Genomic DNA, 26,386 nt, shown 5'->3' on the forward strand with positions numbered 1-26,386 from the left:
CCGGAATTCCGGGGCTTTCATTCATAAAATATGGCGTTAGGCTTTTGACGCTTTTAACAGCCAGTTTTTCATAGACACTTCGCTTTCGATAATGCCTTTTAATTCGGAAATCGCTACACGGTCCTGTTTCATCGAATCGCGGTGGCGGATGGTTACGGTTTTATCTTCGAGCGTTTGGTGGTCTACCGTGATGCAAAATGGCGTTCCAAGCGCGTCCTGCCTCCTGTAACGGCGGCCTACGGCATCTTTTTCGTCATAAGCCATATTGAAATCCCATTTGAGGTCTTCGATGATCTCACGGGCGATTTCAGGCAAGCCGTCTTTTTTCACCAGCGGCAAAACAGCTGCTTTTGTTGGCGCCAATACCGATGGCAATTGCAAAACGGTACGCGTTGAGCCGTCTTCCAGTGTTTCTTCTTTCAACGAATTGGAGAAAACAGCCAGGAACATACGATCCAGTCCCACAGAAGTTTCTACGACATAAGGCGTGTAATTCTGGTTCAGTTCGGCATCAAAATACTGCAATTTTCGGCCTGAGAACTGTTCGTGGGCTTTCAAATCGAAATCGGTCCTTGAATGGATGCCTTCGAGTTCCTTGAATCCGAAAGGGAAATTAAATTCAATATCCGCGGCAGCATTGGCATAATGCGCGAGTTTTTCATGGTCGTGGAAACGGTAATTTTCCCTGCCCAATCCGAGTGACAAATGCCAGTTTAAACGGGTGGTTTTCCAGTATTCATACCATTTCATCTCTTCTCCGGGACGCACGAAAAACTGCATTTCCATTTGTTCGAATTCGCGCATGCGGAAGATAAACTGGCGCGCCACAATCTCGTTGCGGAAGGCTTTTCCGGTTTGTGCGATCCCAAACGGGATCTTCATGCGGCCGGATTTTTGTACGTTGGCAAAGTTCACGAAAATTCCCTGTGCCGTTTCCGGGCGCAGGTATAAATCCATCGCATTTTCTGCGGAAGCGCCAAGTTTGGTACCAAACATCAGGTTGAATTGCTTCACATCTGTCCAGTTTCTCGAACCAGTTTCAGGATCGGCAATTTCGAGCTCTTCGATTAAAGCCTTGACATCGGCCAAATCTTCATTGCCCAGCGAACGCCCCATTCTTTCAAGGATTTCGCGGTTTTTGGCCTTGTATTCCATCACACGGGCGTTGGTCGTCACGAATTCTTCTTCGTTAAACGCTTCCCCAAAACGCGCACGTGCTTTTTCTATTTCTTTTTCGGCTTTCTGGTTGATCTTTTCGGCATAATCCTCGATCAATACATCGGCGCGGTATCTTTTTTTGGAATCTTTGTTGTCGATCAACGGATCGTTGAACGCATCTACGTGGCCCGAAGCCTTCCAGGTTGTTGGATGCATCAGGATCGCAGCGTCAAGGCCCACGATGTTTTCATGCATCTGAACCATTGCTTTCCACCAGTATTCGCGGATGTTTTTCTTTAATTCGACTCCGTTTTGCGCATAGTCATACACTGCGCTCAAACCATCGTAGACTTCGCTTGACGGAAAAATAAATCCGTACTCCTTTGCGTGCGAAACTACATTCTTAAATAAATCTTCTTGTTTTGCCATAGTGGTGCAAAAATATAAAAGTGGTTTTAAAAATGGATACAAATGTGCAAGGAATCAACGTTTTTCTTATTTTTATGGAATATACGCCATTTAAAATGCTTACACACCTGATAAATCTCTTCTTTCCAAGGGTTTGCGCCGGATGCGATTCCTTATTGCTTTCGAATGAAAACGTCATTTGCACCAATTGCCGGCACGAAATCCCAGTCACCAATCATTTTGAGCTGCCTGATAATGAGGCGATGAAGAAATTCTATGGAAAAATCCCTGTTGAATTTGCCGCTGCTTTTGTGTATTACCACAAAAAAGGCATCGTTCAGGAAATGATCCACCGGTTAAAATACAAAGGCAATGAGGAAGTCGGGACTTTGTTTGGCCTTTGGTTTGCCAACGAGCTTAAAAAACTTCCCATTTTGAAAGATGTTGATGCCGTTGTTCCGGTTCCGCTGCATCCAAGAAAATTGCGGGAACGCGGCTACAACCAGGTTGATTCTTTCGGAATGGCATTGGCAGAAAGCCTTACAACCGATTATCAGAGACATTTACTGCTGCGAAAAATCTATTCAAAGACACAAACCCGTAAAAACCTGCTGAAGCGTTCGGAAATAGGCAACCGTGACATTTTTGACGTAGATTTTACAGAAAAAGACCACCATAAACATTACCTGCTTGTTGACGATGTACTCACGACAGGCTCAACGTTAGAAGCCTGCGGGCGGGCATTGTTGAAAATTCCCGGTGCGAGGATCAGCATTGTCACCATCGCGATGTCGCATTCATAATTATTTTTTTTGCTGGCTAATGTAAGTTTTAAAGTAGCCACATTCCTGCAACACTTCCTGGTAATATTGCGTTTTTGAATATTTGTCTTTTAGTGATTTGAATCCGTTCCAGGCTAAGAAATTGATCCTGTCATCATCCATTTGCCAATAATTTTCTACTTTTTTGTATTTGTCGTTGTAGTATGCGTTGCGTTCGCATTTGGCGATCATATATTGGCAATGTGCGCGCTGTTCGTCGCTTTTTGCAGCGGCAAAGGCCTTTTGGTAATAGCTTTTGGCCAGACTGCAATCGGTGGCCAAAATCCTGGAACTTTCCCTGAAATCAAATGGTGTCATCGCATATCCAAAAATATTTCCTTCGTGAAATGTACGGCCGTTTCCATAATGCGAAATATTGTAAAAGGCATTTCCGAGTAATATATTATTGGTGTACACATCTTCTGATTTTAATATTTTATTTTGCATTTCCTTGATTTTCAAAAGGAAATCCATAAATGAATACGCACGTTTCTGCCGCATTTGATGGTCGCAATCGTGACAGTCTTTGATGCTTGCGTTAAACGGATTTCCGAGAAACGGCGTATCCTGACTGCCGCTTTTTTGAAGCAACACGATGGCATCGGAAATTTTATTCTTGAAAGTGGCTTCTACCGATTCATACCTGTAAATGTCTTCAAGGGAAACATTATAGACTGCAACAGCAATTTGCTCGATTGGCGTTTTATTTGCTTTTGGCAGAAAAACCTTCATGGTTTCAAGATGCTGATTGCTGTCATAAAAATTATCCTTGCGCGCAAACAATTCAGACATGACGGTATTTTTATTTTCCTTGTACAGCGCGCCCAGATACCGCTTGCTCCAGTCGGAAGCCAGCTGAAAACGAAAAGCGCCATGGTCTGTTTTGGGCAATTCCTGATACAGCCAATTTAAGTCGACCGCAATTTTCTGTTCCTTTTGTGCATCTATCGTATTAAAACTGCTCAACGTATTCACGAAACGCAACAGGCGCAATTGGTTTTTTGCGAGTTCGGTTTGCGGCATCCGCTTTTCGGCATCGGTAAAATGAGTGACAGCTGTAGAAAAGTTCCCTGCAAGGGTTTCAAGATAACCGGCAGCCGTATTCCATAAATAAGGTTTGCCCACTTTTTCAGATTGTGCAATCTTAACGACCAATTTTCTTGCGCTTTCGCTGATGCTGTCTTTGATTGCGGCTTTATTCTGCGCAACGGTTTTATCCGAAAATGACAGATCAGCCTTGACTTCCTGGCGGTTGACAAGCCGCGCCAATAAAAATTCGAGGTATTCGCTTTGCGGTTTGACCTCAAAAATATTTGCAATGGCTTGCTCTTCATCGCCATAATAGCCGTAAAGTGCCCAAAGTGCTGCTTTTTCATCGGCATTTTTCGCCATGGCCAATGATTGCTGCCAGTCTTTTTGCTCCTGCGGATGAAAACAAAACACGGCCACATCACGCATGGGCGGGCATTGGTCGAAAACGATGCTGTAATTGTAATTCGATTCGGCATAATTTTTCGATTTGTACTGGATTCCGGCGATGTAGGAAAGTGCGCGGTAATACAGGACATCTTTGGAGACTTTGCTTTCAGTCAGCTTAAAAAACGCTATTGCTTTTTCTTTATCACCGCTGTAAAAATACGCCTTGATGGTTTGAAACCACCAGCGTTTTTTGAGGAATTCATTTGATGTATTTTTGTATATATTTTCAATCTCATTAAGCACTCCGCCGTTGTTAAAATATTTATAATCCACCGGTTCGTAACTCCAGGAATCTATTGTCACCGATGCCGTCTCGATTTGTTTTGCAAAATATAAAAACTCAAAAAAACCTTTGACATTTTTGTCTTTCAGCTTGAATTTTGACGCCCACTTTTTTGACAGCTCCGATTTCTTTTTGGATTTGATGAAATCATAAACCGCTGTAACATCTGCTGAACTGGAATCGAGCAGGAAAAACTGCACGTCTTCGGATTTCATTGAATTGTTTAAAAAACCAGACCAATCGGAAACCATATCTTCATTGAACTTTTTATAGTCCTGCATTGGTTTATCACCATAAAAAAGTGCCTGTGACAGGAAAAGCGGTTCATAGGCTTTGTCTACAAAAGTTTCGGGCGTAAAATTTGTCGCGTAAAACCAGTCCCAATCCCAGTCGCCTCCGCCACACGCATAAATGGTTCCGTAAATCCCTAAAAGCGCTGCGCTAAAAACGGCGAGCAACCTGCTCAAAAAAACCTTTTTCATATTGTTTGGTATTGCATGCGTCGAGATCGTAAAAAATAATTTCCGACGGTATTGTTTTTAAACTTTTCTTTAATTCATCTGCCATGTTTTTAAGATCTTCCGGTTTAATTTGCTCTATTTTCAGCAAATCGCCCTTGCGATAGAAAATCCCACTGCTGTAATGACTTTGCACCACTTTAAAATACCGGCTGTTTAAATGTACATCATTTGGATTGTTTTGCAAATCAGAAATCGCGATTTTGCTTTTGAGCCCGATGGTTTTGTAGTCGCGGATCTGGATGGCCCACGAATATATGGGCAGCGCGACATCGAGCGGAAGCGGATATTTTTCGAGGCTGGCCAGATAACGTGCTGCGATGTCGGGGTCGTATATGGAATTCAGTGAATCGGGCGCAATTCTTCCCATATTGTAATACATTAAAATACCACGGTCTACATTGGGTATTTTGGTCTTTTCAAAATATTTTACCTGGTGCAGCCTGATGGTTGCAGATAATTTTGTACCGCAGTTTTTCTTAAACAAATCGACAAATTGGAGGTAATTTTCTCGGCTGCCGAGCGTCCAATCACAATCAATCTGTATTTCATCAATTGTAATATTATTTTTTGAGTTGATCTGCGCGATAAAACCAATGGTCTTTTTGACCAGATTTTGAATGTCAAGCCCTTTTTGAAGCATGACTTCATTTTTGATGTAAACCACCGGAATGATTTGCAGTTGTGGTTTTTCGATAAAATGAATGGCACCAACGGGATAAGGGTGTTTGGTTTTTGGTTCAAGCGCTATATCAAAATAACGAACATAGAGCTTATCAGAGTGATTGTCTAGTAAAACTTGTTTTTCAAGGCCTGAGAGCTTAAATGTGGTTTTCCAATAGTAGAATGCTACACCAGATTTTTGGTCTTTTTTACAACCCAAAAACAGGCTGGCCGTCAGCAGGAAAATGATTGTTTTTTTCAATTGGTTAGGGTTCGGTTGTGATTGCCAATAATTCGGCAAAACATTTCGTTTGCATCAAATATAATTGTTATTTTGTGGATTGAAAAAAAGCGCTTCATGTTGAAAAAACATTTTACATACTTTTGCCTGATGCTGGCATTGATACTGACAGGCTGCGCCAAACGCGGATCGATCACAGGTGGGCTCAAAGATACACTGGGCCCGGTTTTAAAAAGCAGTTTTCCTAAAAATTATTCAACCGATTTTAAGGAGAAATCTTTTAAGCTGACTTTTGACGAATATGTCAAATTGAAAAATATCAACAAGCAGCTGATTGTATCGCCTCCGATGAAAAAAGCACCGGAAGTTTTGCCGACAACAGCCAGCAGATCCATCACCGTAAAATTTGCCGACACGCTAAAACCGAATACCACTTATAGTTTCAATTTTGGCCAAAGCATCGAAGACAATAACGAAGGTAATCCGTACCGCCAGTTTAAATATGTATTTTCAACCGGAACTTATATTGATTCGCTCACTTTAAGCGGTTCGATTAAAGATGCTTTTGATAAAAAAATTGACAATTTTGTTTCTGTAATGCTCTATGATGCCGATGAAACCCTGACCGATTCGATCATTTACAGGCAAAATCCGAGATACATTACCAATACGCTCGACAGCAGCACCACTTTCAAACTTGAAAACCTTAAAGCCGGAAAATACCTGCTTGTCGCGGTAAAAGACCAAAATTCAAATTACAGGTTTGACCCTAAAACTGAGAAAATCGCTTTTCGGAAAGCTTTCGTGACCATTCCAACCGACAGCTTATACCAATTGGATATGTTTAAGGAAAGTCCGCAATTCAAGTCCGACAAACCTTCTCAGGTATCCGGAAGCCGCCTCGTCATGGGTTACGAAGGCAATCCTTCAGGAACTAAAGTAAAAATGGAAAAAGGCGGTGAAAACATGGATGTGATCCTGACCAGATTGCCAAAAAAAGATTCGCTTCAAATCTGGCACAAGCCCATCAAACTTGCCGAAGGTGTTAAAACAGATTCCCTGCATTTTGTCGTGTCAAATGATAAATACAGCGAAAAATATACGGTTAAAATTAAAAACCAGAAACGCGACACGCTGAGTTTTACCTCAAAATACAGTACTTCCCTTCCGCTAAGGGAAAAATTCACACTGGCTTCATCGCTCCCGATTACTGCGTTTGATGTTTCAAAAATGAATCTTATCAATAAAGATTCGGTGGCCATAGCCATTAAAACCGAATATGATGAAATGAACCAGGAAGTGACATTCGATTTTCCGAGAGAACCGCTTGAAAAATACCGTTTGCAGTTGCTTCCGGGCGCATTGACCGATTATACCGGCGGCGTAAACGACACGCTTTCCTATCGGTTTGAAACCAAAAACCTGTCCGATTACGGCAATTTGCGGCTCACGCTTGAAAAACCAAAATCGTTCCCTTTAATCATCGAACTGACGAATGACAAAGGCGATGTATTGGCTTCAGCCTATTCGGAAGGTGAGACGAAAATCAATTTCGACCTTGTAGAACCGGCTCTTTTTACGTTGCGGATCATTTACGATACCAATAAAAATAAAATCTGGGATGCGGGGAATTATCTTGAAAAACGGCAGTCTGAAGAGGTTTATTACTTCCCGAAACCTATTGATGTGCGGGCGAATTGGGATGTGGAGCAGCCTGTAAACCTTCAATAACGAATAAATCTTTATCATTTAAAAAACCTAATTTTTTCCGGGTTTCGTTCTGATCTTCTTTGTCGATCTCAACAACAAAAACGCCTTCATTTTCCTGAGCCGGAAGCACTTCATTCCCGAGAAAATCGACAACTTGTGAATGCCCGCTGTATTCGTGCCCATTTCCATCAAAACCAACCCGATTGACGCCAACCGTATAAACGAGGTTTTCAACAGCGCGCGCCTTCAGTAAAATATCCCAGGCGTTGATGCGTACTTTTGGCCAGTTTGCCACGTAAACGAGTAAATCATAATCTTCCACATTCCGCGAAAAAACCGGAAAGCGCAAATCATAGCAAACCAGCAGGCAAATTTTCCAGCCGAGATATTCGACAATTAATTTTTCAGATCCCGGCGTATACGTTTTTTCTTCCCCGGCAAGGCTGAACAAATGGCGTTTGTCATAGGTTTTGATTTCGCCTGACGGAAATACAAAAACCAGCCGGTTGTAAAAATGGCCATTTTCTTCAATCACGACGCTTCCCGCAACCGCTGCATTTTTTTGCGCCGCCCAGGATTTCATCGCACGGATGGATTCGCCATCCATCGTTTCAGCAATGTTTTTTGGATGCATTGTAAATCCGGTCGAAAACATTTCCGGCAGTACGATCAGCTCGGCTTCTGTAGTTCCGGCAATTTTCTGTAAGAAATAACTGCGGTTGGCTTCCGGGTTTTCCCAAACCAACGGTGCCTGTATCAGGACGATTTTCATAAAATGCTGTTTTGATTCCCAAAGATAAGGATTCTGATATTGCAATTTCATCTAAGGGTTTTCCCGAAGTTGCAAAAAACGAGGAATACTTGTAAACCCATCTTTTTGATTGCGAATAATTTAGCAGTATCACACTTCACAACATTTGTCATGAAAAAAATCATCTTTTATTTCCTTCTGCTCGCAACGTTTACCGGATTTGCACAAACCGATCCCGCTAAAATACAGTCCTGGCTCAATTCCAACCATAAAAAATCAGGGCTGACTCCTGAAGACATCAAAGATTGGACAATAAAAAGCACCGGCAGTTCAAAAGCTACGGAAATCAGCAATTATTATGTGCAGCAACGCCATCTCGGCATCGAAATTTTTAGTGCCGTATCGAATTTTGCCGTGAAGAACGGAGAAGTCATCCATGTTGGCGATGGGTTTGTAGCGAATGTGGCGGACAAAGCAAACGCTTCCATTCCGGCGCTTTCAGTTTTAGATGCCTTGGCGAAAGCCTATGTTTTACTGGAAGTCAGCGCAACGGCAAACATCGGCATCATTGCAAATCCGACCAAAAACAATTATAAGATCAGCAATGGTTTTTCAGAAAAAAATCCGGTTAAAGCGCGTTTGGTTTATCAGTTTTTTGAAAGTACTTTAAAACTCGCCTGGGATTTTACGATCCATACGCCCGACGGAATGCATGTATGGGGAATTCGCATCGATGCCGCTACAGGCGAAATGCTTGAAAAAAATGAGTTGATGCTTTCGTGCCAATTTGAATTGGATGTCCATCATCACAAAACAACTGCTCCGCAAACAAACCCTTTTTCTGAAAACTTCTTCAGGTCACAAACCGCAACGCCTTTTCAGGTCGCGAACAGTTCGTACCGCGTGATCCCTTTCAACTATTTAAGCCCGATTGACCATGAAAGGGTTCTGGTTTCGAATCCGTTTCATCCAGCAGCTTCTCCAAAAGGCTGGCATGACATCAATGCCTTAACCGAAAACAATCCGGGCCGGCAATTTACAACAACTCGTGGAAATAATGTGGTTGCAGTCGATGACTGGGATGGCGACAATTCAGATGGAACGCTTGCCGACGGCACATCAGCACTGCTTTTCGACTTCCCGTACGCCGGAACCGGGGTTGCTGCCACTACTTCCATAAACGCTTCTTTGACCAACCTGTTTTACATCAACAATATGATGCATGATGTTTGGTTTGAATATGGTTTTGATGAAGCCAATGGCAATTTTCAGCACACGAATTACAGTGGTATTTCGGGCGGAATTGATGAAGTTTTTGCACAAGCGCAGGATCGTGGACGAACAGCAGAAGACGGCGTGCAGGTTTATAACAATGCCAATTTCTATACGCCTGTTGATGGGGAAACCGGCAAAATGCAGATGTATTTATTCAATTATGCGGTTCCGCCGGTTTGTACTGTAAACAGTCCGGCTTCGGTTGCCGGGAATTATACTGCTTTCTACAACAGTTTTTCAATTGGAAATGTACAAATTCCGGGTGGCGCAGGAATTACAGCCGATGCGGCCCTAGGTGATTCTGGAGCAAACAGCGGTTGCTCTTCGTTTGTTAACAATGTTACCGGAAAAATTGTACTGTTAAACAATATGCACTCGTGTACGTATGTCGACCGGGTGTTGAGGATGCAACAATTGGGTGCCGTTGCAGTAATCATGATCAGCAGCAGTCCCGAAAATCCTTTACGTATGGGCGGAACCGGCGATGCGTCTATTACGATTCCGGCAATCAGTATTTCATTAACAGCTGGGAATGCGCTCAAACTTGCGTTGATGAATGGCCCAGTCAACATGACTTTGGTCGGTTCGGATATTCCTTTCGTAAATGCCGACAGCGCTTTCGACAACAGCATCATATCGCATGAATACGGCCACGGAATTTCCACACGGCTCACCGGAGGCGCAAATACGCCCGATTGTTTGCTGAATGCCGAACAGGCCGGGGAAGGCTGGTCTGACTGGATTGCGCTGATGATGCAGCTGAAGCGCGGAGATGTAGGCACTACGCCAAAAGCACTTGCCAATTTTGTGCTGAATCTTGAAAATGACGGGCCAGGCCTCAGGACAAAACCGTATTCTACAGATTTTGCGATCAACAACCTGACTTTTAACAGCACGAATTTTGCCGCACCGCACCAACGCGGGGAATTTATGGCGGCCGTACTTTGGGATCTAACGTGGGCATATATCGGGAAATATGGCTACAATGACAATATTTATAGCGGCAACGGCGGCAATAATAAAGTCATGCAGCTCGTGCTTGACGGATTAAAATTGCAGCCCTGCTCACCGACTTTCGTCGAATTTCGCGATGCTTTGTTCCTGGCCGACAATGCAACGACCAATGGCGCCGATTTTTGCATGATCGCAGAAGTATTCAGGAAACGCGGCATGGGTGCCAATGCGACTTCCGGCAGCCACAACAGCGCAACAGACCAATCGGAGAATTTCGAGGGATTGCCGCCCGGTGCGAATTGCCTGTTGGGCATTGATTATTTTGAAAATGCAGATTTGTTTAGGGTTTATCCAAATCCAAATAATGGATCGGTTACGGTGAGCATCAGTAAATTCAGCGGCAAAGCCAACATTCAGGTGATCGATATGAACGGAAGAACGGTTTACAATACCGATACGGATTTCAGTTTTGAAAAAACGATCGACATCCATGCGCTGCAATCCGGAATGTATGTATTGAAAATCAGTGGAAACGGATTGAATTATTCACAGAAAATCATTCGAAAGTAACATTTACTCCACTTAAAAAAATGAGAAAAATATTTACAACCGCGACATTGTTACTCCTGAATGTAATTTACGCACAAACCATCAGCAGCACTTTTGACAGTGGTATTGACAATTGGCTTGTGGTTGGAGATGCGACAAGTGCCAACCCGAACTTTATCGCTGAAGGCGGAAATCCGGGCGGCTACTTATCAGCAGATGACACAGCGGCCGGAGGCGTTTGGTTTTGGTTGGCTCCTGCCAAATTCCTTGGAAACCAAAATACTTCTTTTGGAAAAATCCTCAGTTTTGACCTGAAACAAAGCAGCACGTCATCACAGTTTGATGACAGCGACATTGTCATCGCCAGTTCAGGTTTAACCATTGCGCTTGATCTGGCTGAAAATCCGGGAATTGACTGGACGCATTATGCTGTAAGACTTGACGCTACAAACGCCTGGAAAATCAATACGATTGCCGATGCCACACTTGCAACTTCTGAAGAAATCCTTGCGGTTTTATCGGATGTCACAAGCCTGAAAATTAGGGGTGAATACATTAATGGATCCGATACCGGCGGGCTTGACAATGTTTTATTGGGAACAGATTCATTGGATGCCAAATCTTTTTCAGCTGTGGAATGTCATTTTTATCCGAATCCTGCAACCAACAACATTTACTTTTCTGAAAACGTTGATCGTGTCCTGTTTTATGACTTGCTCGGAAAAAAAATGAATCTGGATCTTCAAAATCAAACGGTTGATGTTTCCCAGTTATCAAATGGCATGTATACCATCCGAATGGAGTCGGGCACGAAAAGCCAGACGAAAAAATTTATAAAAAAGTAAGCATCCTTCAAACCCAAATCCCGTTTGCAGAGTAGTAGCTGCTTTATCGGATTTTAAATCCTCTTTCAGGTTTTGTTAGGGGATTTTTTTTAACTTAACCCATTCAAAGCCAAAACGATGAACATTTTTTCAAAATCCTGTGGTTTTTTATTTTGTATGATTTTCTCATACGGAACTGCCTCGGCACAAAAAGACAGCGTTGCCATTAAGAAAATGCTTGATGAAGCGTATGGTTTCGAAGTGTCTGCACCTCAAAAAGCACTGAAAATTTACCGCAATACGTATAATTCAAGCATCAAAGACAAATATTGGATTGGCGCCTTCAAGGCTTTGCTTTACAGCGGATTGGTTCATAATGACCGGGGAAATTACGATTCTGCGATTTACTATTTTCAAAAATCAAAACCATTTGCAGTCAAAGCCAGCAACCAGAGAGGCATCGGTCAGGTTTATGTGAATTCGGCCAACTCATACCAGTTTAAAGGCGATTATGAAACGGCGACCAAGTATTATCTGAAAGGCATTCCGGTTTTTGAAAAATTAAAGGACAGCAACGCCGTAAGTCAGAGTTACCAGAATCTTACGGGCTTGTATGCCAATATCAAAAACTACAAGCTTGAAGAATTTTACCTCAAAAAAGCCATCCAATATTCACGAAGCAGCGACAAAGAGCAGTTGGGACTGTTATACGGCGATTTCGGTTTGTTCTATGCGCGAAATGACAAATTCAAGGAAGCACTTTCTTACTTCAAAAAAACCGAGGCGTTGTCTTTACAGGACAGCAGTAAAGTATTGTCATTTTTTTCGAATAGGAATCTTGGGGAATATTACAGGTTAACCAAAAAATCCGAAATCGCGATTCCGTATTATGAAAAAGCGCTCGGGCTCACGGTTGCTTTAAATGATGCTTTCCAGAAAAGCGATTTATTGTACACGCTCAGTGGATTATACCTTAATGAAAAAGACTACAAAAAAGCGTTTTTTTATGGACAAGAATCCTTAAATCTTGCAAAAAACATAAATGCCCGAGAAGTCGTTTACCGTTCTCAGAGGAGGCTATCGGTTATTTTAAATGCTTTACACCAGCCACAAAAAGCTTTTACATTGCTTGAGCAGAGCTATACATTGCGCGATACGGTATTTGATGAAAATCACATCAAGCAGATTTCTTTGATGCAAACGCAGTTTGAAACTGAAAAAAAAGACAAAGCGATTGCTAACCAAAGGGCGCAACTCAAAAAAAACGAGGTAGAACTCATTAAAAGAAAAACGACAATTGCCTGTGCCATTGCCACAGCAATAGCTCTAGCGCTGCTTTCATTGGGAATATGGCTGTTTTTTCGTCAAAGCCAAAAATTAAAAAACAAAGAAATTCTCGCGTTGCAGCAACAGCAGGAAATCACAAAACTTGAAGCATTGATCGATGGCGAGGAAAAAGAGCGCCGCCGGATTGCGCAGGAATTACATGACGGAATCAATGGTGATTTATCGGCGATTAAGTTCCGGATTTTGGGTATTGATGAATCGAACCTGAGTGCAGATGACAAAGAAAACTTAACGACGACCGTTGAAATGATCGATCAGTCGTGTGCACAGGTCAGAAATATTTCGCACAACCTGATGCCGGCGTCGATCATTGATTTCGGATTGGTCGAAACCGTGCAACAGTATTGTTCGAAAATCAGCCAGTCGCATCCGCTCGAACTCGATTTCCAGTATTTCGGAAATCCGGCAACGCTTCCTAAAAAATCTGAAACCGTCATTTACCGCATCATCCAGGAGCTCATCAATAACATTATTAAGCATTCCCGGGCCACTACAGCACTTGTGCAGATGAATTTCCATGAAAACGAACTCTTTATTACCGTTGAGGACAATGGCGTTGGATTTGACGTCAAAAATGCCAGAAACGGTCTCGGGCTTAAAAATATCGAATCGCGCATCCAGCTTTTAAAAGCCGGACTTGAGATTGACAGCAGCAATAAAGGCACTTCGTTTCAGATCAACATCGACTTAAATTCCATTCAAAAATGATACAAACTGCCATAACAGACGACCATACGATTGTGATCGAAGGCATAAAAACCATGCTTAAATCGAATAAGGATATTGAAATCTTGCAGTCTTTTACGACGATTCACGAAACGATGGAAAGTTTAAGCGACAGCATCCAGGTTTTGCTGTTAGACATCAATCTTCCTGATGGAAACGGCATTTTGGCTTGTAAAGATTTGCTTAAAAAGTATCCTAAACTTAAAATTATCGCACTGACGAATTTTGAAGACAGTTCGTTCATCCGTCAGATCATGAAAAATGGTGCGAGTGGCTACCTGCTCAAAAACACCGATAAAACCGAACTTGTAACCGCAATTAAAACCGTTCTTGAAGGCGACAATTACCTGCCGCAAAACATCCGCGAAATCCTGTTGAACGAATCGATCGGAAAAGGCAACAGCTCCTATTTTATTCCGAAACTCACCAGCCGTGAAAAGGAAATCCTCGATTTGGTGATCAAGGAATTTACCACCGAAGAAATGGCAACTGCCCTTTTCATCAGCGTCAAAACCGTCGAAGCGCACCGCAGCAACCTGATCCAGAAACTTGGAGTAAAAAACACCGCTGGCCTCGTTCGCGTCGCATTTGAAAAAGGTTTGGTATAAAAAAAAGCGCCCCAAACAGAGACGCTTCCAAATTTTTCAATCTTTAAATATTTTAATTATTTAATGCTCGCCGATAAATATTCGCGGTTCATTCTTGCGATATTTTCAAGTGAAATTCCTTTCGGGCATTCTACTTCGCAAGCGCCGGTGTTGGTACAATTTCCGAAACCTTCGTGGTCCATTTGGTTGACCATATTCAACACACGGTCATGCGCTTCTATGCGGCCTTGCGGCAATAATGCAAACTGCGACACTTTAGCAGAAACGAACAACATCGCGGATGAATTTTTACAGCTTGCTACACATGCGCCACATCCAATACAGGTTGCAGCGTCAAAAGAACGGTCGGCGTCATGCTTGTTGATCGGGATCGTATTGGCATCGATCGTATTTCCTGAAGTGTTTACCGAAATAAAACCTCCGGCATGCTGGATGCGGTCGAATGAGCTTCTGTCGGTAACCAAATCCTTGATCACAGGAAAAGCTTTTGCGCGGAAGGGTTCGATAAAGATCGTATCGCCATCCTTGAACATTCTCATGTGCAATTGGCAGGTCGTTACGCCTCTGTCCGGGCCGTGCGCTTCACCGTTGATAAAAAGCGAACACATGCCGCAAATTCCCTCGCGGCAATCGTGGTCAAAAGCCACCGGATCGTCGCCTTTGTTGATCAATCCTTCGTTTAACACGTCGAGCATTTCAAGGAAAGACATGTCCGGCTCGATTCCGTCGATTGGGTAATCAACAATTTTTCCGGTTTCTTTGGCGTTTTTCTGGCGCCATATTTTTAGGGTAAGTTTCATAACTTTATTAATTAGGCAGGAATTATCCCGTGGCTAAATCTTATTTGTAACTTCTTTGAACCAGTTTCACATTATCGAACACCAATGGCTCCTTATGCAAAACTGCATCGCTTGGTTTTCCTTTGTATTCCCAAGCAGCAACGTAAGCGAAATTCTCGTCGTCACGCAACGCTTCGCCTTCATCAGTCTGGTATTCTTCACGGAAATGCCCGCCGCAGCTTTCATTTCTGTGCAAGGCATCTTTGGCAAACAATTCACCGAGTTCAAGGAAATCGGCCACACGCATCGCTTTTTCAAGTTCCTGGTTAAAGCTGTCTAAAGTCCCGGTCACTTTTACATCGCGGTAAAATTCTTCACGCAAAGCGGCAATTTCATGGATCGCTTCGTTTAGGCCTTGTGCGTTACGCGCCATTCCGACTTTATCCCACATGATTTTTCCTAATTTTTTATGGAAATGATCGACAGAATGCGAACCGTTATTGTTGATGAATTTATCCAATTGTGTTCTGACATTTTCTTCTGCTGCAACGAATTCCGGCAAATCGGTTGAAATCGGGCCTACTTTAATATCCGGTGCCAAATAATCCCCGATCGTGTAAGGCAATACGAAATAACCGTCGGCCAAGCCCTGCATCAACGCAGAAGCACCCAATCTGTTGGCGCCGTGGTCTGAGAAATTCGATTCCCCTATAGAGAAACATCCGGGAATGGTCGTCATCAGATTGTAATCTACCCAGGTTCCGCCCATAGTGTAATGCACGGCAGGATAAATCATCATCGGTGTGACATAAGGATCTTCATCGACGATCTTCAGATACATCTGAAATAAATTTCCGTACTTATTTTCAACGACTTCTTTTCCTAATTTATAGATCGTTTTTGCATCGGCATTTTCAAGTCCTTTGATATACGCCTGCTCTTTTCCGTAGCGTTCGATTGCCGCAGCAAAATCAAGATACACGGCTTCTCCGGTTTTATTGACACCGTAACCGGCATCGCATCTTTCTTTGGCCGCTCTTGAAGCCACATCACGCGGCACGAGGTTACCAAAAGAAGGATATCTTCTTTCGAGATAATAATCTCTTTCTGATTCAGACAAATCGGTTGGTTTCTTTTTGCCTTCGCGGATGGCTTTTGCATCTTCGAGGTTTTTAGGCACCCAGATTCTTCCGTCATTACGCAACGATTCCGACATCAATGTTAGTTTGGATTGATGGTCTCCAGAAACCGGAATACAGGTCGGGTGAATTTGCGTGTAACAAGGATTTGCGAAATACGCGCCTTTTTTATGGATTTTCCAGGCGGCAGTCGCGTTGCTTCCCATTGCATTTGTCGAAAGGAAAAATACGTTTCCATAACCTCCAGATGCAATGACCACAGCGTGTGCAGAATGTCTTTCGATTTCACCGGTAATTAAATTACGCGCTATGATGCCGCGGGCTTTTCCGTTTACGATAACCAAATCCAGCATTTCGTGGCGGTTGTGCATTTTTATTTTTCCACGCCCGATTTGACGGTTCATAGCAGAATATGCGCCAAGCAGCAATTGCTGTCCGGTTTGTCCTTTTGCGTAAAACGTTCTGGAAACCAACGTTCCACCAAACGAACGGTTGTCTAACAATCCGCCATATTCACGTGCCAACGGAACGCCTTGCGCCACACATTGGTCAATGATATTTGCAGAAACTTCAGCCAGACGGTGCACATTGGCTTCACGCGCACGGTAGTCGCCACCTTTAACGGTATCATAAAACAAACGGAAAGTAGAATCTCCGTCGCCCTGATAGTTCTTTGCCGCGTTGATTCCGCCCTGAGCGGCAATCGAGTGCGCGCGCCTTGGGGAATCCTGGAAACAAAATGCTTTAACGTTATAACCCAATTCAGCTAAAGTTGCAGCAGCAGAGCCGCCAGCCAATCCGGTTCCAACCACGATAATATCGAGATTACGCTTGTTGGCCGGGTTTACTAAATTGATGTGGTTTTTATAATTGGTCCACTTGTCGTCAATCGGACCTTGTGGTATTTTAGAATCTAATGCCATAATTATGCTTTTAGAATAAAATGAATGTATAATGGAATGATCGCGAACAATAGCGGAACCAAGATCGCAAACCATTTTCCGAAACCTCTAATGAGTCCGTTGTATTTTGGATTGTTCGCGCCCAAAGACTGGAATGCACTTCCAAAACCGTGTGACAAGTGAAACGCTAAGATCGCCATCGAAATTACGTATAAGATCGTTGCGATCAATCCGTATTTAGGATCTTTAAAAAATGCAATCGTAATCTTGTACAAATCTTTATAACCTTCTTTGATCTTTACTTTGGCATTTCCGTCGTAAAAATCCGTCCTGTCTTTAATGATAATGGCGTTCTGATCTACCTGCGCTTTTGGAATGTAGCCGCCATCAGTAGTGAGGTAAAACTCTTGTTTTTGACCCTGAACATCGATAGTTGTCGTTTGCAACGGCATCTTTTTGTCAAAATGCATTGGCGCCCAGAAAGTCACCATGTGCGTTACGATAAAAATCAGGATTACTGTTCCTAAAATCCCCATATTCCTTGATGCCCACGGACTATTTGCCGCAGCATTGTTCCTTGCATATTTGATCGGCCTTGCTGCCTGGTTCTGAAAAACCAAAACCGCACCGTCGATCGAATGGAAAAGAATGGAAATATAAGTGACGTAAGACAGTATTTTCACTGCCGGATTGGTCGTCATGAACAGCGCATATTTGTTAAAATTCAAAGCGTTGTCTGGAACCAAAAGCTGGAGATTTCCTGCCAAATGGCCAATAAGGAACAAGCATAAAAATAAACCTGTTAGAGCCATCCAGTATTTTTTTGCCAGAGATGACTTTAATAATGCAGATTTTGCCATAATATTTGTTTGTAGTTTTAAAAAATCAAACAAAAATAAGGCTAAATGAATACAACTACAACCTTTTCGGTATAATTTATAATCATTTTAAATGCTGTGAAAACGCTGGTTTGGAGTTTTTGAAAATGGAATTTTTTAATGCTATTTTTTCAGATGCAATAAAAAATCAGTCGTTATTGTAAGAAGTCTGAAAAGCTGGGATCAATCCGCGCAACCCCATATCGACAACCTGCTCGCCTTTTGAAGGTTCATATTTGCCATCAGCGACGATTTCGTGCCATTCAAAGCTATGATTTACCGACAAGGAAAGCGTTACTACAATATTTTTAGTTTCGTTTCCGGTAATGCTCAACTTATTTGGAAATCTCCCTGTAACGACACAGGAACCCGAAGCGACAGGCGACGTCGCAGCAATCGGATTTGGAACTGTTGTCGCGCCTTCCGGAGCCTGGCCTTCGGTAGAATACGGATTGTCATCCAATTTAAAAGCCCAATACCCTTGTGAACGGTTTTCGTTAACATTGAAAATTGCATTGTCAATATCAAACGAAGAAATATACGTATTGAAGCCTACGAAACTAGCCAATGTTCCTGAATAATCTTTTCCTGAATTGCGCACGGAAATCCCATAATTCTGATAAGCCAATGACACGCGAACCCATTCATAATTGCCTTTCGCAAGTTTGCTTAACGGAATCTGAAGAAATGTTTCGCCTTCACTCACAACTTTCGCCTGGTTGAAGTCGATGGCATTTTTTCCGCCCATTGTCGTTTCTGTGCCGTGGTATAATATTGCGCCTTTTCCGAGTTGCGTATTGGCGGTTGGCGCAAATTCGAGATAATGTGCAGAGATTGAATTAAAATCGGGAGATTGTGCCGCATTTCCTAAAGCGACTTTTGAAGGTTGCCCGATATTGTCGAGCCGTTGCTGGTCTTTATCAAACTTAAATTTAACGATTAGCATCGGTTCTCCCGCAACGTCGTCGTCTTTCTCGCAGGAAATACAACAAAAGCCAAGTGCCAAAAGCAGCAATGCGATGCCAAATAGTTTGATTTTCATAAAATGCATGTTAAGCCAGTCGTTTTTCAAACGGAAGTAAATATTTTTTATTGCTGAAATGTTAACAGATTTTAAGATTTAACATTCGGATTTTAATGCGTGTATTTTCAAAATCCAACATAAATTGCAGATTTCATAATTTCAAATATTCATTTGTCCAAAATCCGTAAAAATTCCTCCAAGCCTTATTTGTGTTGAAAGAATTCTTCTTTTTGCAAATTGTAATCGTAATTTTACAACTCAAAATCCAACTGATGAAAACAGGAATTGACGCCATTTCGTTTGATGTGGCCAAAATACGATTGCCGATAAAAACATTGGCGCAAGCCAGAAATATAGAGCCTGAAAAACTTGAAAAAGGTTTGGGATTGCTTAAAATGACATTGCCAGATAAACATCAGGATGCTGTGGTTTTCGGCGCGAATGCTTTGACGAAACTGGTTTTAGAAAACGACATCGACCTAAAGGAAATTTCCAGAATTTACGTTGGAACCGAAAGTGGCATCGACAGTTCAAAACCGATCGGTTCGTTTTTAACGACTTTGATAGAGCAAAAATTCGGTGAAAATATTTTATCCGAATGTGATGTGGTCGATTTTACATTTGCCTGTATCGGCGGTGTCGATGCTTTGCAGAATTGCCTCGATTACGTTCGGTTGAATCCTCATAAGAAAGCAATCGTCGTGACTTCTGACATTGCAAAATACGATCTTGAATCGACTGGTGAATACACACAGGGCGCAGGCGCTTTAGCCATGCTGATTGCTTCCAATCCGAGAATTATTGCTTTTGAAAATAATTGGGCAGTGAATACCAAAGGCGTATTCGATTTTTTCAAACCTTACAGAAGCATTTCAAAACAAGAGATTACCGGAAATGAAACCAATGAAAACTGGTTCGGAAACCTAGAAGCCGAAATTGAGATCCACAAAGACCAGCCGGTTTTCGACGGCCAATATTCCAATCAATGTTACATGGACCGCACGCGACATGCGTATTTCCAATTCAAAAAACTAAAAAACACAACCGAAACACTTTACAATTCGTGGAAAAACATCATCATGCATTTGCCGTATTCGTTTCAGGGAAGGCGCATGCTGCCTGAGATCTATTCGCTTGACAGTAAAAATATTTCAGTCGATTCAGATGGTTCAGATTATCAGGCCAAATTGAAAGAAGTGGCAAAAACCGACGATTACAAATCATTTGTAAATGAAAAATTGCAACCTGCGGAAATCGCTTCTTCGTTAATTGGCAATTTATATACAGGCTCCATTTTTATGGGATTTTTATCGGCTTTGTCGCATTTTGATCAGATGAATGAAGACATTTCAGACCAGACTTTCGGATTCCTGGCTTATGGCAGCGGCTCGAAATCGAAAGTTTTTGAAGGCACCATTCAACCGGAATGGAAATCGGCAATTTCAAAAGTAAAATTGTTTCAAACATTGGAACAAAGCTTTGAAATAGACTTTGAAACGTATCAGAAACTGCATAAAAAAGAACAACAAACCAGTGTGCTTTTTCCAAAAAAAGAATGGGTTTTAGACCGCATTGAAACCGAAATCCCAAATCTCACCGGCGCCCGTTATTACAAATGGATGGATTAAAACTCACAAATAATCGTATTTTTGCGGAATGGCAAAAAATGCAAACCACTTCTTCGATTATATCGAAATGTTCCTCAATTCTGATGATTTAGTGTTGAAAGAACTGGTCTTGCAGTCTAAAAATGCATTCACGCCTTTACATTTAAAAAAGAATGATTTTTTTGTCCGCGAAGGCGAAATCTGTCCGTATTTCTGTTACATCGAAAGCGGCATTTTACAGCATGCCATTGAAATTGACGGCGAAGAAAAAACGACTTATCTTGCATTGCGAAATTCGGTTACGAGTTCGCTGAACAGCTTTTTATTCGGGAAACCTTCAAGAAAAAACATCAAAGCCATTTCCGATTGCGAATTGTATGTGATCGATTTGCCGAACTTTAAAAAACTCGTTGAAACCAACGTTGCTTTCCATCAGTTTTATTACAACCTGATCGAAAAACAATTGTGCCTGATTGACGATTACCGCATCGATTTATTAACATTAACTCCGGAAGAACGCTACCTGAAACTGCTGTCGACCGAACCAAAATTGTTGCAGGAAGTGCCGTTGCATTACCTGGCTTCTTTTCTCGGAATTTCAGCCAGGCATATGAGCCGCATCCGTAAAAATATGAAATAACGCCATTTGGCGTATCCGATTTTCATCAGAACAACTAATTTAGCAGTGCTAATTAAAAATTCCGTTATCATGAAATACCATCAGATTGACAGCAAGTTGTTTGTCAAAAACCGCGCGAAATTTACCGCACAAATGAAGCCTAAAGGCATTGCCGTTTTCAACTCGAACGATATTTATCCGGTTAGCGCCGACAGTACGTTGCCGTTTGCGCAACACCGAGACATCTTTTATTTAAGCGGTGTCGACCAGGAAGAAAGCATTTTAGTTTTGTTCCCAGATGCGCCTTACCAGCATCAGAAAGAAATTTTATTCCTGAAAGAAACCAGTGAGCACATTGCCATTTGGGAAGGTGAAAAACTGACTAAAGAGCGTGCTTTTGAAGTTTCGGGGATTAAGACGGTGTATTGGCTTCAGGATTTCCATAAGATTTTGTTCGAACTGATGACGTATGCTGAAACGATGTACATCAATACCAACGAGCATTACCGCCAGACTGTGGAAACAGAAACACGTGAGGCGCGATTCGTAAAATGGTGGAAAGAACAATATCCGGCTCACGCTGTTGCGAAAAGCAATCCGATTTTGCAAAAATTGCGTTCTGTAAAAGAGCCTGAAGAATTGGATTTGATCCAAAATGCCTGCAACATTACCGAAAAAGGCTTCAGGAGATTGCTGCCTTTTGTAAAACCCGGCGTCACCGAATATGAGATCGAAGCCGAACTGATCCACGAATTCATCCGCAACCGATCAAAAGGATTTGCTTATACGCCAATCATTGCTTCGGGAAACAATGCAAACGTTTTGCATTACATCGAAAACAACCAGCCGTGTAACGCCGGAGATCTCATTTTACTGGATGTTGCTGCTGAATATGCAAATTATTCAAGCGATTTGAGTCGTACCATTCCGGTTTCGGGAAAATATTCCGACAGGCAGAAAGCCGTTTACAACGCCGTTTTGCGCGTGAAAAACGAAGCGACGAAAATGCTTGTTCCAGGAACGCTTTGGAAAGAATATCATAAAGAAGTGGGCAAGATCATGACTTCTGAATTGCTTGGACTTGGGTTGATCGATAAAGCCGATGTGCAAAATGAAAATCCGGACTGGCCGGCTTATAAAAAATATTTCATGCACGGCACGTCGCACCACATGGGACTGGACACGCACGATTATGGATTGCTGCACGAACCGATGCAGGCGAACATGGTATTTACCGTAGAACCGGGAATTTACATTCCAGCAGAAGGTTTTGGCATTCGTCTGGAAGACAATGTTGTAATTCAGGAAACTGGCGAACCGTTTAATTTAATGGGGAATATTCCGATTGAAGCGGATGAAATTGAAAGTTTGATGAACGCTTAGTTTTTTAGCTTTAATCTTTAACCATTAAGGCATTAAGTTTTGCTTCATGAAACTTAATACTTTAATGGTTTTTTTGTGTCCGAAATTTATTGTTCTACTATGATAAAACAGATTTAATCTTATTTTTGTATCACTGAGCTGTCACCATGAAAACCACCACATACAAAAATTCCAAAATCGCTTATTCGGATTCCGGAAAAGGAACTGCCGTCGTTTTTTTACACGGTTTTTTAGAAAACAGCCACATGTGGAATGCTTTTGTACCAGAATTGTCTAAAAAATTCCGCGTCATTGTCATCGATTTGCTCGGCCACGGCCAAAGTGAATCGCTTGGTTATGTACATTCGATGGAAGACAATGCCGATATGGTTTTTTCGGTATTGAATGATCTTCGCGTCAGGAAAGCTGTAATTGCCGGGCATTCTATGGGCGGATATGTCGCTTTGGCTTTTGCCGAATTGTATCCGGATTCCGTAAAAGGAATTGCGCTGATCAATTCGACTTCGATAGCCGATAGCGACGAGCGCAAAGCCAATCGGGATCGCGCGATTCAGGCCGTCAAAAAAGATTATTCGTCATTCGTCCGACTGTCGATTGCGAATCTTTTCAGCGAAGACAACCGTGAACGCCTAGCTGATAAGATCGAACAAGTAAAATCTGAAGCGTTAAAAACACCGTTACAAGGCATTGTTGCTGCTCTCGAAGGCATGAAAATCAGGAAAGACCGCGAGGTTTTACTGCATTTTGGGCCTTATCCCGTTTTGTTGGTTTTGGGCGAAAAAGATCCGGTGCTGAATTATAAAGACAGTTTAGAGCAAATCGAAAATACGCGTGTCCAACTCGTCACTTTTCCGGATGGGCACATGAGCCCGATTGAAAACGAATCGGCATTGGCTGAAACCCTACAAAATTTTCTGAAAAAAGTTTAAATTTTTTCGATAAACGGAATTGTTGGGTCTAAAATTTCTTTTAGCAAAACCACGAGTTGTTCTTTGTAATTTTTTGCAATTTCACTGGTAATTATTGTGGTTTCCGATTTATCAATGTCAATGAATTTAAAAGGCAAAAATCCGGATTTAAGGTTTTTAAACGATATGATCCCGGCTTCGATCGCTTGGCCTTCAGCATGCGATTCAAACATAAAGGCGTAAGCCAAAATCTGGATGATCTTGTCATTTTTAATTTCCGCTGTCAATCCGTTCCAGGTTTTCAGGATGACATTTGAAGCTTCGACTTTTCCGGTTTTGTAATCGATGATCCTGATTTTTGGGGTTTCTCCCGATTTTCCGTGCAATTCGATTCGGTCTACTGAACCTCCAATTTTCACAGGAAATGGCAAATCGGAATGCAGCAAATCGTGTTCAAAACGTTCTTCAAGCTTTAGAATTTTGATCGAATCGCCGGCTTTGAGGTTTTCGAGTTCCATCTTTAAGAAATTCGACACATTGCGCTTGGCCACTTCGAACGCCAGCAAATTTCGGCCTTTCTTGATTTCGCCTTCTTTATATACCAGTTTAAATTGGTTCAGCACCTCAGCGTCCATTTTGCCAAAGGCGGTTTTAATATCTGATTCAGATAAAAATTTATCAATAAACGGATCGTATAATGCTTTTAAAGTTTCGTGAATAATGGTTCCAAGCGTATTCAAAGCAATGTTCTCTTCCACTTCTTCGACCTCGCTGATGCGGAGGATTTTCTGGAAATAAAAATCGGTCGGGTTGCGGATGTAACTCGTCAAAGCAGATGGAGAAAATCCTTTATCGGCAATTTCTTTCAGCCTTTGCATTACTTTTTCTGACTTTGGAATTTCCATCGGCTTGTAGGCCGTTTCGGGAAGTTCGGCATTGTAAATTTCGTGTGAAATTTGGTGCAACGGCTGCTTTTCGACTTCGAGCTGCGTAATAAAGCGACTTTTTTCGCCCGCATCGAGCCCTTCACTTTCAGTGTTGTAAAGCAGGTAAATGTTTTTTGCGCGTTGCAGCAAATGATAAAAATGGTATGTATAAATGGCGTCTTTTTCCTTAAATGTCGGCAATCCAAGTTCTCGTTTTACATCATACGGAATAAAGGAATTTTGCGATTTTCCCGCCGGGAATTTCCCTTCATTCATTGACGTCACAATAACTGTTTCGAAATCGAGCACGCGGCTTTCGAGTACGCCCATAATTTGCAATCCGGTAAGCGGCTCGCCTTCGAAAGAAACTTCGGCCAGATCGATGACCTGTTTGTAAATGGCGTGCAGGGTTTCGATTTTGTTAATGTGATCGTGCTGCGAATAATAATTGATCAACTTATTAATCACTTTAAAAACAGCATAAACAAATGCTTTGGTGATTTTTTCTTCCTTATTGTCGTTGTCGAGATTGTTCTTAATGATCTGTAAAAGATTTGATAACAATTGCAAGACATCAATGGCACCGTTTTCCCATTTTTGAAATAATAAAACGAATAACGGATTGGCATTTGGATTGAGCTCCACCAATTTTTTGTGGGTCAGGAATGTATAATTATTCCCGTTTATGATGTTCACGACTTCTTTTGAACCTGCATAATTTGCAATCAGCGGATGCGTCAAAACATCCAGGACATCTTTGTAATAAAACACATAACTGCTTCGCGAAACGGCGTTTGTATGCATTTTAAACAATTTCGCGATCAATATCTGGACGGGATTGTTTTTCGCAGCATATCCCATAGTAATGTTGAGCGCGTTAACCGATGATGGAAGCGAATAAAGCAATGGAACCAAGAGGTTTTCTTCACCTAGGACAACCGCTACTTTTTCTGAAGCGATGCGCTCTGTTTCATTAAGGTTTTCAATAATTTTCCCGGCGATTTTAACCTGCCCGATCGATTTTGGCGTACCAATGATCTGGATGTTTTTTTTATCTGAGAAATCATTTACAATCCATTCAAATGGATTCGATTTATAGTGTTTCCAATTTTCTTTAAAACGCCTTAGAAACAATCCTGCGTCGTGATAAGGATCGTTGAGGAACGTTTCGTCAGCATCCCAGTAAATTCTGGCCTGCCCGGCTGAAATTAAATGTTGTATGATTTTTTCTTCGGCGGCATTTAACGCGTTGAAACCTGCAAATACAAATTGCTTTGTGGAAACTGAATTTGAAAAATGATTCAAATTGGTTACCGCTTCGCGATAAATGAGTCCTTGATAACCGATTTCTTTTTTTAAAAGATGGCTGTAAAGTGTTTGGTAATATTTTGGAAGCAGTTTCCAGAAATCGATGTAATTTTCGAGTAATGTGGTTTTGTTTTCTACTTCAATTCCCCATCTTTTAATGTCTTCGATATCTTTCAGATAGGACAAAACATGCAATGGATCGAGCAAATATCTGTCAATTTCATTAAAATCCTGAAGCAGTGTCTTGGCCCAATTGGCAAACAATTCAAAAGTTTGCTGGTTTTTGGTTTCGGTAACCGATAAATAAACTTCGTAAAACTCAAAAAGTAATTCAATCGGATCGATGGTACGGATTCCTGAAATATCCTGGATAAACTCTTCGATGCTTACGATATGCGGGGCGAATATGTTTTCGGAAACCTGATTCCGAATGGCCTCGATCAGAAAAACCCTTGCGCGTTTGTTTGGCAAAACTATGATTGTATCCGTTAGCCTATCGGAATAATCTTCAATAATGACGCTGGCAATTTTATCAAGGAAAGTTTGGTTTCGCATTGGATAAAAATAAAAAAAACGCCCCGATAAATCGAGGCGTTCT

The 26,386-nt window shown here is 41.9% G+C and carries 19 protein-coding genes; 10 read left to right on the forward strand and 9 right to left on the reverse strand.

Annotated features, from left to right (window positions below; translation table 11 throughout):
* Positions 1–36 precede the first annotated feature (36 nt).
* Positions 37–1,587: a glycine--tRNA ligase gene (locus tag BLS32_RS02740; RefSeq protein ID WP_091391757.1), complete on the reverse strand. Its 1,551-nt coding sequence runs from the start codon at positions 1,585–1,587 to the stop codon at positions 37–39.
* A gap of 32 nt (positions 1,588–1,619) precedes the next feature.
* Here BLS32_RS02740 and BLS32_RS02745 point away from each other — a divergent pair, with 32 nt between their 5' ends.
* The gene (locus tag BLS32_RS02745; RefSeq protein WP_307725600.1) at positions 1,620–2,369 is read left to right on the forward strand and encodes a ComF family protein; all 750 of its coding nucleotides are present in this window, start codon (positions 1,620–1,622) and stop codon (positions 2,367–2,369) included.
* Here the strand turns inward: BLS32_RS02745 and BLS32_RS02750 are convergent, their stop codons facing one another.
* On the reverse strand, positions 2,370–4,631 hold the full coding sequence (locus BLS32_RS02750) for a hypothetical protein (RefSeq protein WP_091391758.1): 2,262 nt from the start codon (positions 4,629–4,631) through the stop codon (positions 2,370–2,372).
* The gene (locus BLS32_RS02755) at positions 4,591–5,592 is read right to left on the reverse strand and encodes a hypothetical protein (protein ID WP_170227517.1); all 1,002 of its coding nucleotides are present in this window, start codon (positions 5,590–5,592) and stop codon (positions 4,591–4,593) included. Before BLS32_RS02755 ends, BLS32_RS02750 begins: the two co-directional genes overlap by 41 nt.
* Before the next feature lie 96 nt (positions 5,593–5,688).
* Between BLS32_RS02755 and BLS32_RS02760 the strand changes: the two genes are divergently transcribed.
* Entirely contained in the window at positions 5,689–7,302 is a 1,614-nt protein-coding gene (locus BLS32_RS02760) for an Ig-like domain-containing domain (RefSeq protein ID WP_091392395.1), read from the forward strand.
* Here the strand turns inward: BLS32_RS02760 and BLS32_RS02765 are convergent.
* On the reverse strand, positions 7,250–8,053 hold the full coding sequence (locus BLS32_RS02765; protein WP_091392393.1) for an amidohydrolase: 804 nt from the start codon (positions 8,051–8,053) through the stop codon (positions 7,250–7,252). The genes BLS32_RS02760 and BLS32_RS02765 overlap by 53 nt on opposite strands.
* A 150-nt stretch (positions 8,054–8,203) precedes the next feature.
* Here BLS32_RS02765 and BLS32_RS02770 point away from each other — a divergent pair, with 150 nt between their 5' ends.
* The 4 genes from BLS32_RS02770 (at position 8,204) to BLS32_RS02785 (ending at position 14,315) form a co-directional block, all read left to right on the forward strand.
* The gene (locus BLS32_RS02770; protein WP_091391759.1) at positions 8,204–10,831 is read left to right on the forward strand and encodes a T9SS-dependent M36 family metallopeptidase; all 2,628 of its coding nucleotides are present in this window, start codon (positions 8,204–8,206) and stop codon (positions 10,829–10,831) included.
* 20 nt (positions 10,832–10,851) lie between these two features.
* The gene (locus BLS32_RS02775; protein ID WP_091391760.1) at positions 10,852–11,655 is read left to right on the forward strand and encodes a laminin B domain-containing protein; all 804 of its coding nucleotides are present in this window, start codon (positions 10,852–10,854) and stop codon (positions 11,653–11,655) included.
* Positions 11,656–11,772: 117 nt separating this feature from the next.
* Entirely contained in the window at positions 11,773–13,689 is a 1,917-nt protein-coding gene (locus tag BLS32_RS02780; protein WP_091391761.1) for a tetratricopeptide repeat-containing sensor histidine kinase, read from the forward strand.
* Positions 13,686–14,315 carry a response regulator gene (locus BLS32_RS02785; protein ID WP_091391762.1) on the forward strand — a complete coding sequence of 210 codons (630 nt, stop codon included), beginning with the start codon at positions 13,686–13,688 and terminating at the stop codon, positions 14,313–14,315. Before BLS32_RS02780 ends, BLS32_RS02785 begins: the two co-directional genes overlap by 4 nt.
* 56 nt (positions 14,316–14,371) lie before the next feature.
* Here the strand turns inward: BLS32_RS02785 and BLS32_RS02790 are convergent, their stop codons facing one another.
* From BLS32_RS02790 to BLS32_RS02805, 4 genes are all read right to left on the reverse strand, one after another.
* The gene (locus tag BLS32_RS02790; protein WP_091391763.1) at positions 14,372–15,115 is read right to left on the reverse strand and encodes a succinate dehydrogenase/fumarate reductase iron-sulfur subunit; all 744 of its coding nucleotides are present in this window, start codon (positions 15,113–15,115) and stop codon (positions 14,372–14,374) included.
* Positions 15,116–15,155: 40 nt separating this feature from the next.
* On the reverse strand, positions 15,156–17,156 hold the full coding sequence (locus BLS32_RS02795) for a fumarate reductase/succinate dehydrogenase flavoprotein subunit (RefSeq protein WP_091391764.1): 2,001 nt from the start codon (positions 17,154–17,156) through the stop codon (positions 15,156–15,158).
* Positions 17,157–17,158: 2 nt separating this feature from the next.
* On the reverse strand, positions 17,159–17,995 hold the full coding sequence (locus BLS32_RS02800; protein ID WP_091391765.1) for a succinate dehydrogenase cytochrome b subunit: 837 nt from the start codon (positions 17,993–17,995) through the stop codon (positions 17,159–17,161).
* Positions 17,996–18,161: 166 nt separating this feature from the next.
* Complete coding sequence (locus BLS32_RS02805) at positions 18,162–19,055, reverse strand: hypothetical protein (protein WP_091391766.1); 894 nt, start codon at positions 19,053–19,055, stop codon at positions 18,162–18,164.
* A 254-nt stretch (positions 19,056–19,309) separates the two neighbouring features.
* On the opposite strand from BLS32_RS02805, the gene BLS32_RS02810 reads away from it, so the two are divergent.
* The 4 genes from BLS32_RS02810 to BLS32_RS02825 all read left to right on the forward strand — a co-directional run bounded on the left by BLS32_RS02810 (position 19,310) and on the right by BLS32_RS02825 (position 23,575).
* Complete coding sequence (locus BLS32_RS02810; protein WP_091392397.1) at positions 19,310–20,665, forward strand: hydroxymethylglutaryl-CoA synthase family protein; 1,356 nt, start codon at positions 19,310–19,312, stop codon at positions 20,663–20,665.
* Between the two features lie 28 nt (positions 20,666–20,693).
* Positions 20,694–21,284: a Crp/Fnr family transcriptional regulator gene (locus BLS32_RS02815; protein ID WP_245699310.1), complete on the forward strand. Its 591-nt coding sequence runs from the start codon at positions 20,694–20,696 to the stop codon at positions 21,282–21,284.
* A gap of 69 nt (positions 21,285–21,353) precedes the next feature.
* Positions 21,354–22,646, forward strand: coding sequence for an aminopeptidase P family protein (locus tag BLS32_RS02820; RefSeq protein WP_091391767.1), 1,293 nt, complete (start codon positions 21,354–21,356; stop codon positions 22,644–22,646).
* 146 nt (positions 22,647–22,792) lie between these two features.
* On the forward strand, positions 22,793–23,575 hold the full coding sequence (locus tag BLS32_RS02825; RefSeq protein ID WP_091391768.1) for an alpha/beta fold hydrolase: 783 nt from the start codon (positions 22,793–22,795) through the stop codon (positions 23,573–23,575).
* Here BLS32_RS02825 and BLS32_RS02830 read toward each other — a convergent pair.
* Positions 23,572–26,343 (reverse strand): PD-(D/E)XK nuclease family protein, encoded by a 2,772-nt coding sequence (locus BLS32_RS02830; protein WP_091391769.1) that lies wholly within the window; start codon positions 26,341–26,343, stop codon positions 23,572–23,574. The two genes, BLS32_RS02825 and BLS32_RS02830, sit on opposite strands and share 4 nt — an antisense overlap.
* Positions 26,344–26,386: the final 43 nt, after the last annotated feature.

It is taken from the genome of Flavobacterium noncentrifugens (assembly GCF_900100375.1).
GTDB classification, from domain to species: Bacteria; Bacteroidota; Bacteroidia; order Flavobacteriales; family Flavobacteriaceae; genus Flavobacterium; species Flavobacterium noncentrifugens.